Annotated in this window: 12 protein-coding genes; 11 read left to right on the top strand and 1 reads right to left on the bottom strand. The window is 43.2% G+C overall.

Annotation, left to right across the window (positions count from 1 at the left end; translation table 11 throughout):
- The first annotated feature begins 24 nt into the window (after window positions 1-24).
- The 11 genes from K8P02_RS16245 to K8P02_RS16195 all read left to right on the top strand — a co-directional run bounded on the left by K8P02_RS16245 (window position 25) and on the right by K8P02_RS16195 (window position 14,090).
- The gene (locus K8P02_RS16245) at window positions 25-1,710 is read left to right on the top strand and encodes an alkaline phosphatase (RefSeq protein WP_007487428.1); all 1,686 of its coding nucleotides are present in this window, start codon (window positions 25-27) and stop codon (window positions 1,708-1,710) included.
- A 146-nt stretch (window positions 1,711-1,856) separates the two neighbouring features.
- Entirely contained in the window at window positions 1,857-2,375 is a 519-nt protein-coding gene (locus tag K8P02_RS16240; protein WP_223381528.1) for an RNA polymerase sigma factor, read from the top strand.
- A gap of 137 nt (window positions 2,376-2,512) precedes the next feature.
- Entirely contained in the window at window positions 2,513-3,478 is a 966-nt protein-coding gene (locus K8P02_RS16235; protein ID WP_025867442.1) for a PorP/SprF family type IX secretion system membrane protein, read from the top strand.
- Between the two features lie 14 nt (window positions 3,479-3,492).
- Entirely contained in the window at window positions 3,493-4,929 is a 1,437-nt protein-coding gene (gene porK / locus K8P02_RS16230) for a T9SS ring complex lipoprotein PorK/GldK (protein WP_025867441.1), read from the top strand.
- 2 nt (window positions 4,930-4,931) lie between these two features.
- Window positions 4,932-5,708 (top strand): type IX secretion system motor protein PorL/GldL, encoded by a 777-nt coding sequence (gene porL / locus K8P02_RS16225; protein WP_002558115.1) that lies wholly within the window; start codon window positions 4,932-4,934, stop codon window positions 5,706-5,708.
- 12 nt (window positions 5,709-5,720) lie between these two features.
- Entirely contained in the window at window positions 5,721-7,217 is a 1,497-nt protein-coding gene (gene porM, locus K8P02_RS16220) for a type IX secretion system motor protein PorM/GldM (protein WP_002558114.1), read from the top strand.
- A 27-nt stretch (window positions 7,218-7,244) separates the two neighbouring features.
- On the top strand, window positions 7,245-8,357 hold the full coding sequence (gene porN, locus K8P02_RS16215; protein ID WP_025867440.1) for a type IX secretion system ring subunit PorN/GldN: 1,113 nt from the start codon (window positions 7,245-7,247) through the stop codon (window positions 8,355-8,357).
- Window positions 8,358-8,431: 74 nt separating this feature from the next.
- Window positions 8,432-9,016, top strand: coding sequence for a porin family protein (locus K8P02_RS16210; protein ID WP_025867439.1), 585 nt, complete (start codon window positions 8,432-8,434; stop codon window positions 9,014-9,016).
- A gap of 242 nt (window positions 9,017-9,258) precedes the next feature.
- A complete protein-coding gene (gene priA / locus K8P02_RS16205) occupies window positions 9,259-11,715 on the top strand; it encodes a replication restart helicase PriA (protein WP_025867438.1) in 2,457 nt (818 codons plus the stop codon).
- Window positions 11,716-11,749: 34 nt separating this feature from the next.
- Window positions 11,750-13,549, top strand: a complete 1,800-nt coding sequence (locus K8P02_RS16200) for a DUF4091 domain-containing protein (protein WP_025867437.1) — start codon at window positions 11,750-11,752, stop codon at window positions 13,547-13,549.
- A gap of 79 nt (window positions 13,550-13,628) precedes the next feature.
- Window positions 13,629-14,090, top strand: coding sequence for a low molecular weight protein-tyrosine-phosphatase (locus K8P02_RS16195; RefSeq protein WP_002558109.1), 462 nt, complete (start codon window positions 13,629-13,631; stop codon window positions 14,088-14,090).
- A 118-nt stretch (window positions 14,091-14,208) separates the two neighbouring features.
- Here the strand turns inward: K8P02_RS16195 and K8P02_RS16190 are convergent, their stop codons facing one another.
- Window positions 14,209-15,750 carry a Gfo/Idh/MocA family protein gene (locus tag K8P02_RS16190; RefSeq protein ID WP_025867436.1) on the bottom strand — a complete coding sequence of 514 codons (1,542 nt, stop codon included), beginning with the start codon at window positions 15,748-15,750 and terminating at the stop codon, window positions 14,209-14,211.
- Window positions 15,751-15,801 lie beyond the last annotated feature (51 nt).

Here is a 15,801-nt window from a genome sequence, read left to right as displayed (position 1 = left end):
TAATAATAAATTTAGGTTTATAAGATGTCTTATTATTTAAAACTGAGTCTACGGAAGCGATTTCTTCTGTATTTTGTTCTGGCATTGAATGGAATGCTGGTAATGGGACAGGACGATGGTGCTGCACATTATCGTTCTGTCGTGAGACCGACAAAGAATCTCATTGTGATGCTTACTGATGGTACTTCGGTTGATATATTATCGGCTGCCCGCTGGTATCAGATTTACAATCAGCTTGGTGGCAGCAATCTATATATTGACCCCTGGCTATGTGGTTTAGTAAAGACGTATTCGTCGAATGCTCCTATTGTTGATTCAGCTCCGGCAATGAGTGCCTATATGACAGGGATGCCTCAACAATCGGGGAATATATCTGTTTATCCGCCGGCAGATGGTGCAAATGATTTGTTGGAGGTTGATTCTACAATGGCATACCAACCTTTGGCAACCGTTCTGGAGGCTGCAAAAATATTAAAAAGTAGGTCTGCCGGTTTGGTAGTCACTGTGGAATTTCCACATGCTACTCCGGCTGCTTGTTCTGCCCATGGACCTCGTCGTAGTAATTATACCGAGCTCGGCTCACAAATGATTTATCAGAATCTGGATGTTATGTTCGGAGGAGGAAATTCATTGATAACTGATGACATGAAAATACATCTTCAGAGTACCAATACGACTTATTTGTGTAATGATCTGCAAGGATTCCGCAGGCATAAAGAGGGCAAAGTATGGGCGCTTTGGGAAGACATGGACTTACCATATGTGCTTGATACAGATACGACACGAATACCGTCTTTACAGGAAATGACAGAAAAAGCGATTGAACTGTTGTCTCAGAATCCCAACGGATTCTTTTTAATGGTGGAGGGGAGTAAAGTAGATTGGGCTGCCCATGCCCATGATCCGGCAGCGTGTATCACCGAATATCTTGATTTCGACCGGGCCATTCATTCTGCAATTACCTTTGCTAAACAAGATGGGAATACTACAGTCGTTATATTATCCGATCATGGCAATAGTGGTTTCTCTATCGGAAGATATGATTTGAATGATTGTACGAGAGCAAGCATTGATACCTTGTTTCATTCTTTATCCGAGGTTCGTGCCAGTGTCCGCCATTTGGGTGATTTGCTTAAGAAAGCTCAATCTCAGGATTACAAAGGTATTGTTAAGAGATATACAAATATCGATATCACCGATGATGAAGTAGCCATGCTTGTGTCGGTTCAGAAACAAATACCTCAGGACTATATGAAAGCCAGTGACGAACAGACTCTTGTCGGAGCATTGAGCAATATACTCAACCGGCATAACTACATTGGTTTTACTTCCGGAATGCATACCGGGGAAGATGTTATATTGGCTTGCTACCATCCCAAGGGGGATGTACCTATGGGACTTAATACCAATATAGAGATTAACCGTTATCTGACCGATGTTTCCGGCTTTGATAAAAGTTTGCCTGCGCTGTCCCGCGAGTTATTCAGTAAACATACGGATGTCTTTGCAGATTGTAAATGGAGTATTGATAAAACAGATCCCCATTTTCCTGTTTTAACAGTGAAAAAAGGGAAGAATACTTTGTCTGTTCAGGCGAATAAGTCTGTGGGTACTTTCAATGGGAAACCCTTCCATGTGGGTTCCGTTGTGGTATATGTGGAGAGCACTAATATGTTTTATTTGCCTTGCAAACTATCTTCTAATCTTTAATAGATCAGGAAACAAAGACATTGGAATTTTATAAAAGATAGTGACATTGAAGGATTTACCGGGAGGATATTGTCTTTCCGGTGACTCTTTCTTATTATAATACAGACTCATAAATGTTGCCCGATGATTACTATTTAGTAAAACAAATGCAAGAACATGACAGTCAGCTTGCGTTTACACACCTGTACAAAAAGTATGGGCGGGCTGTTTATGTGCTGTGTTATCATTATCTGCATTCTGCAGAGTTGGCGGAGGATGCTTTACAGGATATCTTTTTTAGGATCTGGGACAAAAGGCGTACTAAAGATAAAAACACACCTTTCAGAAACTTTCTTTTTACTATTGCAAAAAATCACTTGCTGAATATATTGAAGTCGCAGCATTATCATGAAAATGTAGAGGATTATGTCAATCATGTAATTGATGATTCCAGCGATAAAGAAATAAAAATACTTAAAGAAAAACGATTGGATGATGTTCAACAAGCCATTCGGGAACTTTCACCCCAGAAACGCAGAGTGGTAGAGATGAAATTATACCATAATAGTACTAATCAGGAGGTGGCAGACAAACTGGCTATTTCCGTTAATACGGTAAAGTCTCTTTATACTTCAGCACTTCATGATTTACGCAGGATTTTAGCTCTCTTGTTGTTTCTTATTTAACAAAATCCGGTTGTTTTGTTGCCCATTCATTGGTTTGATATGCGAATTTCGTGTTTTCTGAAAATCTGATTAACAGAAAAATAGTTGATTTACTCCTTCCGCACAATTTTTTTTCGGTTTTATAGTTCTTTATACTGATGAACCGGTTTCTTTTTATATGTATCCTCACTACCCTGGCTTTGTTCTCTTCTTTGAAAGTCAAGGCGCAGTTTGATGTGCACTTCACTCAATACTGGGATTTGAAGGGCTTTTATAACCCTGCGTGGGCAGGACAGACTGATAAACTCAATATTTCCGGTACATATTCTATGCAAATGATGAACTTCACCCATGCTCCGCGTAGTATGTATTTTGGGGCTGACATGCCTTTTTCGCTGTTCAATAAAAAGCATGGAGTAGGAGCGGGTTTTTTCAATGAGGGTATCGGACTCTTTAGAAATCAACGTGTCTGGTTGCAGTATTCTTATAAGCACCAGATACGGAAAGGAAGGTTGGGCATTGGTTTACAGGTGGGCTTTATCAATGTCTCTTTTGATCCTGCAAATATTTATCTCGGAGAAGACCAACAGGATGATCCGGCTTTTCCTACCCAGCAACAAAGTGGTATGGGGCTTGATTTGGGGATAGGTGGATTTTATTCGCATCCGAAATTTTATGTCGGTTTTTCTGGGCAACATTTAACCTCACCAACCGTAGAATTCGGGACACAAGAGAGCGGTACGACCAATGAATTTAAGGTTGATCCAATGCTTTATTTCACGGGAGGATACAATATTCAGACTCGTAATCCGTTAGTTTCCATACAACCATCGCTCTTATTACAGAGTAATTTAACTTCGGTAAGACTCGATATGACAGGTCGTGTATTGTACACTTTTAACGAAAGAGTATTTGTTGGTGGACTCACCTATTCGCCGGGAGTTTCTGTTACAATCAGTCTGGGAGCTACGATTCGTGGAATAACAGTAGGATATGCTTACGAGGCTTATACATCGAAGATTGGGATCGGAAACGGGAGCCATGATCTGGTAGTAAGTTATGCGATGGATATCAATTTATTTAAGAAAAGTAAGAATAAACATAAGAGTATACGAATCTTATAATTGTGAAGAAAAGAATGAGAAGTAAAAACTGTATAGCAGTGACGTTGCTGGTCGCTTTGCTTTCTTCGTGTATGGGACGCATGGTAGGAGGAGGCTCCGGCGCACCTGGCGGAGAGGTGACAGGTGTCAGTACTACGGCATGGAACGAACCCGCCCCTTATGGCATGGTGCTGATAAAACGAGGTTCTCTGAAGATGGGCCCCGAAGAACAGGATTCGCTTTGGGGGGCTCCCGTACCGACAAAAGAAATATCGGTGGAGTCTTTCTGGATGGATGAGACGGAGGTTTCCGTGGCCAAATACAAACAGTTTGTATATTGGGTGCGCGATTCTATTATTCGTGAACGTCTTGCTGATCCGGCATACGGAGGCAATGAACTTTATAAAATAGAGGAAGACCGGGAAGGTAATCCTATCAAACCTTATCTTAACTGGTCGAAACCTATTCCATGGAGAAAAGCCACAGAAAATGAACAGATGGCTATCCAGAGCGTTTATAGGAAACATCCGGTGGATGGGACGATGATGCTGGATGCTTCACAAATGAACTATTACTATGAAGTTTATGACTATGTGGAGGCTGCTAAGCGCCGTAACCGTTTGAATCCTACGGAACGCAATAAGAATACAGATATTCCTGCCAATCCGGATGAGGTGATTATGATTTCTAAAGATACGGCTTACATTGATGATGACGGTCGTATTGTGAATCGTACGATTACGCGTCCGCTCTCCAGCGAATGGGATTTTCTGAACAGTTACATCATTAATATCTATCCCGATACAACGTGCTGGGTAAATGACTTCCCGAATGCGAACCATGAGTCATATATGCGTCTGTATTTCAATCATCCAAGTTATAATGACAATCCGATTGTGGGTATCAGCTGGGAACAGGCAAATGCTTTCTGCGTGTGGCGTACCAATTATTTGCTTGCCGGACTCAAAGGACAAGCCCGGTTCATACAACGTTATCGCCTCCCGACAGAAGCCGAATGGGAGTTTGCAGCGCGCGGACGTGATGGTAATAAATACCCGTGGTCTGACGAAGAGACGAAAGATGAGAAGGGATGCTACAAAGCTAACTACAAACCTGGTAAGGGAGACTATACGAAAGACGGTAACCTGATTACCACCCGGGTAGGGGCATATTCACCCAATGTGAACGGACTTTATGATATGGCAGGTAATGTCTCTGAATGGACATCGACAGTATATACAGAGTCGGGCGTGATGTCAATGAGCGACGTCAATCCGGATTTGCGGTACAATGCTGCTATAGAAGATCCCTACAGGATGAAGAAGAAAGTAGTTCGTGGTGGTTCATGGAAAGATGTCAATGCATTTATCCGTTCGGATGCCCGAACTTCAGAATATCAAAACGAACAGCGTTCCTATATCGGTTTCCGATGCGTGCGTACACAGGTTGGTTATAATAAGAAAGGAAGATAATTATGGCAAATAGAGATAATAAGAGAAGTCTGCGGCAGAAAATACAGGATTTTATGTCTACTCCCAAGGGACAGACAATCATGAACTACGCTTATAACTGGGGAGCATCGGTAGTAATCATGGGCACGCTCTTTAAATTAACTCACTTGCCGGGGGCCAACTTTATGTTGTTTGCCGGGATGGGTACTGAGGTATTGATATTCTTCCTTTCTGCTTTCGATCTTTCGGGCGTAAAGCGGAAAGAGGAGACAGGAGATTCAATGGTAGTGGGTGCTATACCCGCTGGGACTGTGGTTGCAGGTGATGCTATGTCTCAGCAGGGAGCAACGCCGGTGAATACAGGTGCTATGCTCGGAGGGAATGTAGCTACAGCCGGCGGAAGTCCTTCGATAGTAGTGGTACAAGGTGGTGGGCCTGTACAGGCAGGTGCTCCGGTGCCATCCGTGCAGTCTGTTGCTGATCCGGTGAATAATGCACCTGTTACTCCGGAGATGGAAGAAGCTACTGCTGCTTATCTGGAGCAGTTGAAGGCGATGACTGAAATGCTTTCCCGTTGTACGGAACAGGCACAGACTATTTCTCAGGATACGGAACAAATGAATCTGTTGAGCAAAAACCTTGCAGGTATCAATGCTATTTACGAAATGCAGTTGCGTAGTGTAAGTACACAAATAGGAACCATTGACCAGGTACATGAACAAACTCGCAGAATGGCCCGTCAGATTGAAGAACTCAACGAAGTGTATGCCCGTATGTTGCAGGCTATGACTTCAAAATAAAAAAGAACAATTATGAGCTTTGGATCACAGACACCGCGCCAGAAGATGATAAACCTTATGTATATCGTTCTTATGGCATTGCTGGCACTCAACGTCTCCTCGGATGTGTTGCGTGGCTTTACCCTTGTGGATGAAAGCCTGACGCGTACTACATCCAATTCCTCCGAACAGAACCGTTCGCTGTACAATGCATTGGCGGAGTCTATGGAGAAAAATCCTGAAAAGGTGGGACCGTGGTATGATAAAGCAATGCATGTAAAGCGGATGTCCGACTCACTCTATGTTTTCGTGGGAGACCTGAAAGCGAAGATTAATGAATCAAGCCAGGAAGACCTGGAAGCAGCTTCTTATGTGATGTTTTCCCCCCGTACGGGCAAAGGAAAAGAATTGGCTTCGTGGATCAGTAAATATAAAATCGAAATTCTGGCACAGATAGAAGATCCGGTACAGAAGAAAATCATCAGCGATAACCTTACGCTGAACATTCCCCGTCTTTTTGAAGGTACTCCAGTAGCTGCTGCAGTTACTCTGCTTACAAAACTGCAGAGCGATATACGTTATGCCGAAGGTGAAGTATTACATACATTGACAAAAGACATTGATGTACATGATGTGCGTGTGAATCAGATTAATGCTTACGTCATTCCCAGTTCGCAGAATGTGGTGCGTGGTGGTAAATTGAGTGCACAGATTATTCTGGCGGCAGTAGACTCTACCCAACGTCCTACTATCTACATTGGTGATAAGCAATTGCCCGAAGACGCTCATGGATTTTATGAGACGGTTTGTAATACTACCGGTGAGTTTACTCTTCAGGGGTATATGGAATTAAACCGGGGGAATGGCGATATATTGCGTCGTGATTTCTCTCAGAAATATCATGTGGTAGAGCCTTCTGCTACTGTTTCTGCTACTTTGATGAATGTGTTGTATGCCGGATATGACAACCCGATCAGTATTTCCGTACCGGGGGTTCCCAGCGGACAGGTACAGGCAAGTATTGCAAATGGCAATGGAACACTGCAACGGGTAGGCGGTGGCTATGTGGCACGTCCTACAGCTATCGGAAAAGAAGCTGTGATACGTGTTACGGCAACAGTAGATGGACGTACACAGGTTATGGGCGATTATTCGTACCGGGTGCGCCAATTGCCCGATCCTTCTCCGTTTATAGAGTATAAGGATGCCAATGGTAATATGAAACGTTATCGTGGCGGAAGTGGTTTGCCAAAAGCTGTACTGATGAATACGGACGGTATTATTGCTGCCATTGATGATGGACTGCTGAATATTAATTTCCAGGTATTAGGCTTCGAAACTACTTTCTTTGATAATATGGGTAATGCTGTACCGGAAGTTTCATCCGGTGCCAGTTTCTCGTCCCGGCAGAAAGAGATGTTCCGTCGCTTGTCACGTGGAAAACGCTTTTATATCTCACGGGTACGTGCTAAAGGGCCGGATGGTGTAGAACGTTCATTGCCAACGACACTGGAAGTGATAGTGAATTAATAACGAATTACAAATTACGAGTTACGAATGATGAAACGTAAAATTATTATAGCTGTTGGAGTTACCATGTTGTTAGGGATACTTCCCACATGGGCACAACCGAGGGCCCGCGCTGCTCAGGAAGAGAATAAGAGTGCCAACGAACTCTCTATCCGTGCTCAGACCAGATATCCTGGTTCCAAATCACTTCCGCAAGATGTGGTATGGACACGTGAGATTTATCGTACATTGGATATGACGAAAGAAGAGAACGGAGCACTTTATTATCCGGTAGAACCAATGGGAGACAGAATGAATCTTTTCTCGTTGATTTTTAAATTGTTGGGGCAAAAGAAGATTCCGGTGTATGAGTATACGTTGGATGGCACAGAGCGATTGACGGCTGATAATGAGATCAAGTTCAAGGATGTGCTTGACCGTTTCAGTATCTATTACGAACAGAGAAAGCTGAAAGATCGTCGTGATAGCGTATTGGTTATAGAAAACAGTGATATACCTTCTGGTGATATATTGAGTTATTTTGTGAAGGAAGTGTGGTATTTTGACCAACGTTCTTCTACTTACGGTTCGGTGATAACGGCTCTTTGTCCGGTATATCATCGCTCAGAAGATTTTAGTTCGGAACGGGTAAAATTACCTATGTTTTGGGTGAACTATAAAGATATTGCTCCTTATTTGAATGGAGCTATGGTGATGGCCAGCAACTTTAATAATGTGGCCAACCGTAGTATGGATGATTTCTTTGTTACCCGTCAATATAACGGGGAGATCTATAAAACTACCAATTTACAGAATCGTCCTTTGGCCGAATATTGTAAGACCGATAGTGCAATGATGAAGGAGCAGAAGAGGATAGAAACAGAACTGGTTAGCTTTGAGAAACATTTGTATGGATCGGATACACTTTCTACAGTTGTCAAACCAGCTATCAAAGAAAAAGTTTCTGCGAAGAAAACTGCAAAAGCGGCTGCCGAAGAGACAGCGGTGGAACAGGAAGCTGCTGTTCAACCTGAGGAAACTGTAAAAACGAATTCAAAAAAGAAAGGGCGTGAAAAAACAACGAGTACTTCCAGTGCTCGTCAAGGCTCTAAACGTGAGGCGGCTGCTCCTAAAGCTTCAGTTCGTAGACAAAGACGGTGAACAAAATAGTCCTAATTTGTGTTTTTTAATTTTAAATACATATCTTTGTCCCGAATTTTAAACACAATTTGATTATGAAAAGAATTATAAGTGCATTATTGGTAGCTGTATGTATAGGTATGGCTATGCCTGCTCAGGCACAACTTAAGTGGGGTGTTAAAGGTGGTGTGAATGTTGCGAAAGTGACTTTTGATGATAAACTTCTGAAATCAGATAATATGGCAGGTTTCTTTATCGGCCCGATGGCTGAATTTACAATTCCTGTTGTAGGACTGGGAATCGATGGTTCGCTGTTGTTCTCTCAGAAAGGTATTAAGGCTGATAACGACGCTGTAAAGCAATATGGATTGGATATTCCTGTGAATCTGAAGTATAATATAGGTTTGGGAAGTTTGCTGGGAATTTATCTCGCTGCAGGTCCTGATTTTTATTTTGATTTCAAAGGCAATGAAAATGGTTATGACAAGAGACGTGCAATGGTAGGTGTCAATGTAGGTGCCGGCTTGAAGTTAATTAAGCATTTGCAGATAGGTTTTAACTATAACATTCCTTTAGGAAAATCAGGTGATATAACATGGAAAGATGGTTTTGATAGTGTCTTTAAAGCAGATAGTTATAAAACCAAGACTTGGCAGATTTCTGCTGCTTATCTTTTCTAAAATAGCTATTATTATATAACGCGGATTAACGCAAATTTACGCAGATAGTATGTTTAATCTGTGTAAATTTGCGTTAATCCGCGTTTTTGTTTAAAGTAGTCAATTGAGCCCTTTAACTCACTTTTCATACGTTTCTCTGCTTTGTATCTCTGCTCCAAAGCGGAGATAAACTGCATCTTGGCATAAAAAAGGAACGGGTTCATTTTATTCTGCTCCCGGTTTGCATTATCTTTGTCCTCGTAATGAAAAAATATGTTGATGTCATATTGCCACTGCCGCTTCCCCGGAGCTTTACGTATTCTCTCCCCGATGAGGGTGCGGAAAATATTCAGCCGGGGTGTCGGGTTGTGGTTCCTTTCGGACGGAAGAAGTTTTATACAGCTATTGTTTGTAATGTACATTTTTATGCCCCTGTTGAGTATGAAGTAAAAGAAATATCTGCTATACTTGATACTGATCCTGTTTTACTGCCGGTGCAGTTTAAATTCTGGGAGTGGTTGGCGGATTACTATCTCTGTACGCAGGGAGATGTTTACAAAGCTGCTCTGCCCTCAGGGCTTAAACTCGAGAGCGAGACAATTGTAGAGTATAATCCGGATTTTGAGGCGGAAGGACGTTTGTCTGAGAAAGAGCAACTCATTCTTGATTTATTGTCTAAAGAACCGGAGCAATGCGTCACCAAGCTGGAGAAGGAGAGTGGTATTAAAAACATTCTTACTGTTATTAAATCTTTGCTTGATAAAGAGGCTCTTTTTGTGAAGGAGGAACTTCGACGAACTTATAAACCCAAAATCGAGGTTCGTGTTCGTCTGGCAGGTGTTCCCGATGAAAGACGTCTGCATATTCTGTTTGACATTCTCTCCCGGGCGCCCAAGCAGTTGGCCTTGTTGATGAAATATGTAGAGCTTTCGGGAGTCTTAGGTAATGCTCCTGTGAGAGAGGTGTCTAAGAAAGAATTGCTGGAACGTTCCGGTGTTTCTCCCGCTGTGCTGAATGGATTGGTGGAGAAGAAGATCTTTGAGGTCTACCCTTATGAAATCGGGCGTTTGAATGTTCAGGTCAACGATGTGGTATCTCTCAATCCGTTGAATGAACACCAACAGCGTGCATATGATGAGATAACAGAGCGGTTTCGGGATAAGAATGTCTGTTTGCTGCATGGTGTTACTTCCAGTGGAAAGACAGAAGTATATATTCATTTGATTAATGAAATGATCCGACAGGGGAAACAGGTACTGTATCTGTTGCCGGAAATAGCACTTACTACTCAGATTACCGAACGCTTGAAACGGGTATTTGGAGCTCGTTTGGGGATTTACCATTCAAAGTTTCCGGATGCGGAACGTGTGGAAATCTGGCAAAAGCAATTGGGTACTGAAGGATATGATATAATATTGGGAGTACGTTCTTCGGTTTTTCTTCCATTTCGCAACCTCGGGTTGGTGATAGTGGATGAAGAACATGAGAATACCTATAAACAGCAAGACCCTGCACCTCGTTACCATGCCCGTAATACGGCAATTGTCTTGTCCTCTTTGTATGGTGCGAAAGTTTTATTGGGTACTGCTACTCCTTCTGTGGAAACCTGGTATAATGCTACTACTGGCAAATACGGTTTGGTTGAGTTGAAAGAGCGATATAAAGAAATCAGGTTACCGGAGATTATTCCCGTTGATATAAAGGAATTGCATCGTAAGAAGCGGATGGTAGGGCAATTCTCTCCGTTGCTTCTTCAATACATACGTGAGGCACTGGAGCAAAAAGAGCAGGTTATTCTGTTTCAGAACCGTCGTGGGTTTGCTCCGATGATTGAATGCCGCACTTGTGGCTGGGTACCTAAGTGTAAGAATTGTGATGTCAGTCTGACTTATCATAAAGGTATCAATCAGCTGACTTGCCATTATTGTGGGTATACTTATCAGTTGCCCCGTTCCTGTCCTGCCTGTGATGGAACAGAGCTGGTCAATAGAGGATTTGGTACGGAGAAGATAGAAGATGATATAAAAATAGCTTTTCCCCAGGCAGCTGTGGCGCGTATGGATTTGGATACCACTCGTACCCGTTCTGCTTATGAAAAGATTATTGCCGACTTTGAACAGGGAAAAACGGATATTCTTATCGGTACACAGATGGTGTCTAAGGGATTGGATTTTGATCATGTCAGTGTGGTGGGAATTCTGAATGCCGATACTATGTTGAATTATCCGGATTTTCGTTCCTATGAACGGGCTTTTCAGTTGATGGCGCAAGTGTCCGGACGTGCCGGAAGAAGAAATAAGCAAGGCCGTGTTGTATTGCAGACCAAAAGTATAGATCATCCTATTATCTCACAGGTGATGGCAAATGATTATGAACAAATGGTAGACGGGCAGCTTGCCGAAAGACAGATGTTCCATTATCCTCCTTATTACCGGTTGGTCTATGTATACCTGAAAAACCGGAATGAAGCAATGCTGGAACAAACTGCTGATGTAATGGCAGGGAAATTACGTTCGGTATTCGGGGCACGGGTGTTAGGCCCGGATAAACCTCCGGTGGGGCGTATTCAGACTTTTTTTATAAAGAAGATCGTTGTGAAGATAGAGTATAATGCTCCTATGAGCCGTGCGCGGGAGTTACTCCTGCAAGTACAGCGGGAAATGATTGAAGATGAGCGTTTCAAATCACTAATCGTGTACTACGATGTCGATCCTATGTAGATTTATATATTTATTTATCCTTAGAATAGAAACTATGAAGCGAATTACGGTATTTTTATTTTCTTGTATGTTGGGCACGGGAATCTCCTTTGCTCAGCAAGGAACAACCCAGTGTGGAGTGCCGACCGGGCAAGCTCCTTACCCGGTGAATTCTTATATAGAGTTGCCGGACCCGGTGCAGCCCTCGGCGCAGGAATGGGTTGCGGTTAAATCTCCGCACACTTCCTGGGGAACCACAGATGTACATTATGCAAAACATGCTGTGCCGGGGTTAAAACAGCAAAACACCCTTCGGTTGCGTGCCTGGCGTGGTGAAAGAGTAAATGCGCAGGCTGTTGTATGGACAGGTAGAGAGGTAAAAGAGTTGAATTGCAGTCTCACTGATTTGAAGAATAACAAAGGTGACCTGATTCCTGCTGATGCCTGCAACCTTGGCTTTGTCCGTTATGTAATGACGGATGAACTGAATAAGGATAAGAAAGGTGGTTGCGGATATCGCCCCGATCATTCTTTATTTGATTCTTTATTGGTGGCAGATCCAATAGATCATACCATACAGGATATGCAACTTCTGCCAATGTCTACACAACCTGTTTGGGTAAAATGTCAGATACCGCAATCGGTAGCTCCCGGAGTTTATAAAGGAGATTTACTGATTAAAGATGGTGAACAATTGTTGGGTAAGCTTCGGTTAGAAATTCAGGTGTCCAACCGGGTATTGCCTGTTCCTTCCCAATGGGCTTACCATCTCGATCTTTGGCAAAATCCGTTTGCTGTGGCCCGTTATTATCAGGTACCGCTTTGGAGTCAGGAACATCTGGATGCCATGCGGCCGTTGATGAAGATGTTGGCAGATGCCGGCCAGAAGATTATTACTGCCAGTATAATGCACAAACCCTGGAACGGACAGACAGAAGATTTCTTTGAAACAATGGTGACTTGGATGAAAAAAGCGGATGGTACCTGGAGTTTTGATTATACAGTGTTCGACCGTTGGGTAGAGTTTATGATGAGTACGGGTATCAACCGGCAGATAAATTGTTATTCAATGGTACCCTGGGAACTCTCATTTCAATATTTTGACCAGGCTTCCAATACGCTGCAAGCGGTGAAGACAGCTCCCGGAGAAAAAGAGTACGAAGAGATGTGGGTGGCTATGTTATCTTCCTTTTCGAAACATTTACGGGAAAAAGGATGGTTTGATATTTGTACGATTGCTATGGATGAACGTCCGATGGAAGTGATGCAAAAGACATTGGCAGTGATTCGCAAAGCCGATCCGGAGTTCAAAGTATCTTTGGCAGGTAATTATCATGCAGAGATTGAACCGGCTCTTTATGATTACTGTATCAGTATCGGACAGGAGTTTCCGGTAGATGTGCGTATGCGCCGCGCTTCGGAGAATAAACCGACCACTTATTATACCTCTTGTGCTGAGGCTTATCCCAATACATTTACCTTTTCTGATCCGGCCGAGGCTGCTTGGATGAGTTTCTATTCAGCACAGAAACATTTGAATGGTTATCTGCGTTGGGCATACAATAGTTGGCCGCTCGAACCCTTGCTCGACTCTCGTTTCCGTACCTGGGCAGGAGGGGATACGTATCTGGTATATCCCGGTGCGCGTAGTTCTATCCGGTTCGAAAAGCTGGTTGAAGGGATTCAGGCACATGAAAAGATAACTTTACTGCGTAAAGAATTTTTAGAGAAAGGTAATAAAGCAGGCTGGAAAAAGATAGAGAAAATGTTGTCTGCTTTCCGTCTGACTGATTTCCCGGAGACACCTGCTGCTGTAACTGTAAATAGGGCGAATGAGATTTTGAACTCATTGTAGTGTGGGAGTATGGTGTACCATAAAAATAGACGCAGTTTCTTGTTCCCTTGTCTCTTAATCAATTAAACTTGCTGAATTTATGAAGAAAATATTGTTTGTTTGCCTCGGTAATATATGCCGCTCCTCTACAGCCGAAGGGGTGATGTTGCATCTTCTGAAAGAAGCTGGTCTGGAAAAGGAGTTTGTGATAGACTCTGCCGGCATTTTATCTTATCATCAGGGAGAGTTGCCGGATAGCCGGATGCGTGCTCATGCTGCCCGTCGTGGTTATAATCTGGTTCACCGTTCCCGTCCGGTACGTACTGAAGATTTTTATGATTTCGATCTTATTATCGGAATGGACGACCGGAACATTGATGATTTGAAAGAGCGTGCCCCGGGTCCGGAAGAGCAGAAGAAAATTCATCGCATGACGGAATATTGTACCCGTATTCCTGCCGATCACGTTCCCGATCCGTATTATGGAGGTGCTGAAGGTTTTGAGTATGTGATTGATGTGCTTGAAGATGCCTGTAGCGGGTTACTGAATACTCTACGGTAGAATATACTTAGTGTATCTTTTGTATTTGTAATGCTTATCGATTAAAAGAAGAGCCATCTCCAACCTGTCCGACAGATTGAAGATGGCTCTCTTTATGATTAGAAGCTACAAACTCCTTTTATTTCTCTTCAGCCCACTCTTTGGCTCCCTGTTCTTTCAGTTTTTCTGTGAAAGCTTTGGCCTTTTCCATAGTGGCGGCTTCGTCTTCAGGGCTGGCATAAGCGTGCTTGTAACCTTGTACTTTATTCCATTCGCCACGGGTAAAGTCAGGGAAAGCCACTGCAGCACAATTGTTGTCCATAGACAATTCTCCCAGTTCTGCCAGGCAACACCATTCTGCCATATCATATACGTCCATATCCAGTGGCAAGCCATTTTGCAGACAGTATACCAGACGGCTGTCCATGATGAAGTCCATACCGCCATGTCCACCTACTTCTTTAGCCATTTCGCCATATTTCTTCAGAATAGGATGCTGGTATTTCTCTACTAAAGCACCCATCTCATCTTTGGGCAGGAAGCTATGAGAACTAAGATCGTCCACTTTGGGTTCTACTCCCGAAGCACTCATTTGCTTGGCATCCAGTGCATAACCCTGTACCGGGTATTTATTAGCAAAGCCTTTGGTTCCCGTAAGCTGATATAAACGGTTGTAAGGTTGCGGAGTCATTACATTGTGCTGTATTTCGATCACTTTTCCATTCTCTGTACGGATGAGTGTTGTAGTGTGGTCACCATTGCGGAAGTTGTTGCAGGTCTCACCGGTTCTTTCTTCTACCAGTGCTTTGCCTACTGCCGATTTGGTATCCATGGCAACCAGTGTTTTCATACGGTCTCCACGGTGTATATCCAGTGCCTGGGCTACAGGGCCAAGGCCATGAGTAGCGTATACATCACCCCGGTGTTTCATATTATAATCCAGACGCCAACCTAACTTATCAGCTTCTCCGTTCTTCCAATAATGATCCCAGAATGGCTCCAGATTATGAATATAAGCACCCTGGGCGCGGAGAACTTCTCCGAATACTCCTTGTTGAGCCATATTCAATGTATTCATTTCAAACCAGTCATAACAGCAGTTTTCCAGAATCATGCAGTGCTTGCGTGTCTTTTCTGACATGTCAATCAATGCCCAGCACTCTTCCAGATTCATAGCCGAAGGAACTTCAATGGCTACATTTTTACCGTTTTCCATAGCACAGATAGCAACAGGGAAGTGGTGTAACCAGTCGGTAGCAATATAAACCAGGTCTATATCGTCACGTTTACACAACTCTTCGTATCCTTTTTCACCCGAGTAAACAGCCGCTTTAGGCATAGAAGCTTTTTTCAGATATTGCTGACATTTTTCAGCACGTTCCTGTTCGTAATCACAAAGGGCTACAATCTGTGTACCCGGAATGTGGGTGAAACGCTCTACTGCACCAGGGCCACGCATGCCCAATCCTACAAAACCAACGCGAACGACATCCATTTTCGGAGTAGTCAGCCCGATTACACTGGTCTGTCCTGCGGGGCGTTCCGGAGTCTCCACTACAATTGTTCCTTTATCCCAGCTCCAGTGGGTTCCTTTGTCCGATACTTGTACGGATGGTGACTGGGCAGAGCATGCGGCAAAAGCTACACAGACACCCAATAATAAAAACTTTAATCCTTTCATGATATATAATTTATAGTTTAAAAATGTGTCAAAACAAGTTTGATACTTTGT

This window comes from Bacteroides nordii (genome assembly GCF_019930665.1).
Taxonomy (GTDB): Bacteria; Bacteroidota; Bacteroidia; order Bacteroidales; family Bacteroidaceae; genus Bacteroides; species Bacteroides nordii.
The sequence above is the reverse complement of the archived record's forward strand: the minus strand, read 5'-3'. Positions and strand labels throughout refer to the sequence as shown.